This is a genomic window from uncultured Campylobacter sp., assembly GCF_937890585.1.
Lineage (GTDB): Bacteria > Campylobacterota > Campylobacteria > Campylobacterales > Campylobacteraceae > Campylobacter_A.
Genome location: NZ_CALACG010000261.1, coordinates 1 through 2,042, shown reverse-complemented (window position 1 = coordinate 2,042; position 2,042 = coordinate 1). Strand labels below are relative to the sequence as shown.

The following is a 2,042-nucleotide window of genomic DNA, read 5'->3' as shown; positions in this document are numbered from 1 at the left end:
CTCTACAACGGCTACGATGAACCTCTTTTTACAAAACCAGGCCGAGTTTAAAAACAGCCTTGTAAATATGGGATTTACCGAGCTTGAGATGAATTTCTCAGACCAAAACCAAAGACAAGAAAAAAGAGAACAAGCAAAGAACAAATATAACTCAAATCAAAGCGACGAGAGCGAAAACGCTCAAGCGGAACAAAGCTTGCTTGAGCTAGTAATACCAAGATATATTTAGGAGAGATTATGGCTTCAGTTTCAGATATAACCACACAAACAACGCAGCAAAAAAACGCCGAAAAAAAGGCTAATGCAAGACAGGAAGCGGCAAAAAGCACAGGAACAAACCCAAATTCACAGCTTGATAAAGACGCATTTATGAAGCTACTTTTGACCGAGCTTCAGTACCAAGACCCAACAAGCCCTATGGATACTGAAAAGATGCTCACGCAAACTAGCCAGCTAGCAGCTGTTGAGATGCAAGAGAATACAAACAAGGCGATGAAAGACCTTGTAAATCAGCTAAAATCAAACGCAAACGCCTACGCCATCTCAGCCCTTGGCAAGATGGTCTCGACTGGCTCAAATGCAGTTACTCTAACAGATGAGAAAAAAGATGCAAATTTTGCGCTTTATTTCAAGTCAGACCTTGCAAACGGCAAGCTAGAAGTGAAAAACACAAACGGCCAAGTCGTCCGCTCTATCGATCTAAATAACCTAAACGCTGGCGTTCACAAGCTCACATGGGACGGCAAGGACGAAACTGGTAACCAAGTGCCAAATGGCTCTTACAACGTAGCAGTAAGCTACACCGGCAAAGACGGCAAAGAGTACAAGACGCAAGTGGGCAACTACCCAGTCGAGGCGGTGAAATTTGTAGATGGTAAGGCCATGATGAAGGTTGCTGGCGAATACGTTTCGATGGATAGCGTTAAAGAATTTTACGAGGGCTAAACGCCATGATGAGAGGTTTTTACAACGGGGTTAGCGGCATAAAGACGCAAAGCTTTGGCATGGATGTTTGGTCAAACAACATCTCAAACATAAATAATGTCGGCTTCAAAGCCTCAATCCCTGAGTTTAAAAATTTGATCAACCAAAGCTTGGTCTCGGCAGGCAGTGGCCCAACAAACGACCAAGTGGGCCTTGGAGCTACCAAACAAACGACTGCGCTTGATATGTCAAATGGTAGCTTTCAAAGCACCGATAACAACTTTGACCTTGCAATTGGTGGCAAGGGATTTTTTGGAGTAGTTGATCAAAACGGCAAAAACTACTACACAAGAACGGGCAGCTTCGACATAGACGCGGCTGGAAATTTAGTAGATAACAAGGGCAATATGCTACTTGGCACTCTTGCAAATTTTGCCCCAACAACGCCGAGCGCAAACGCTCTTAGAAAATACGGCCAAACCTCAAGCACCCCACAAGCCTACACCGTGGAGCAAGAGGATCTAAAGCTTGGCAGCGAAAGCGCACAAAAGCCTATAAATTTGCCTCATTTTTTGTTTATGCCAGCAGAAGCTACTAAAAATATCAGTCTAAAAGGCAACCTAAACTCAACCCGCATAACAGATAAAAAAACGACAGCTCTTGAGGCTAGCCAATACGCCTACACGCTTGATAATACAAACAAGATGATCTCGCTAAACGGACAGATCCCGCTAAGCACCACATCTCTTGGCGCAAAAGCTGGCGACAGCGTGGTCGTAAAAGTAAAAGACGGCGATGGTAAATTTAGCGAGTTTTCAACCACGCTTGAGGGTGATGGCACTTGGCAGATAAACGACAAGAGCCTTAAATTTATGGATTTTGCAAATTTAGAGGTAAATGCTGAAGTCACCTCGCTCGTTGAAGTGCCAAACAAAGAAAAGCTAACCTCTGATATCTACAACGCAGACGGCACAAAAAGTTTGGTCACTATAAATTTAACCAAGCAGATCCCACAAACTGGCGACCAGACTATCTGGGACGCGGTGGCAACGATAACTGACGCCAGCGGAGCCGTGCAAAATACCGCAATGGGCTCGCTTACATTTAATGGCAGTGGC

General features: G+C 44.5%; 2 protein-coding genes and 1 pseudogene. All 3 read left to right on the top strand.

Features of this window, described 5'->3' with window-relative positions; all coding sequences use genetic code 11:
* Positions 1 to 229 (top strand): annotated as a pseudogene (locus Q0296_RS07905) (flagellar hook-length control protein FliK); the annotation flags it as partial.
* Between the two features lie 8 nt (positions 230 to 237).
* Positions 238 to 945: a flagellar basal body rod modification protein gene (locus tag Q0296_RS07900; RefSeq protein ID WP_298039051.1), complete on the top strand. Its 708-nt coding sequence runs from the start codon at positions 238 to 240 to the stop codon at positions 943 to 945.
* A 5-nt stretch (positions 946 to 950) separates the two neighbouring features.
* A partial coding sequence (locus tag Q0296_RS07895; protein ID WP_298039048.1) for a flagellar hook-basal body complex protein occupies positions 951 to 2,042 on the top strand: 1,092 nt, incomplete at its 3' end.

Excerpts from the sequence above, each read along its gene's own strand:
- Q0296_RS07900 (WP_298039051.1), top strand. The coding sequence starts at position 238 with ATGGCTTCAGTTTCAGATATAACCACACAAACAACGCAGCAAAAAAAC.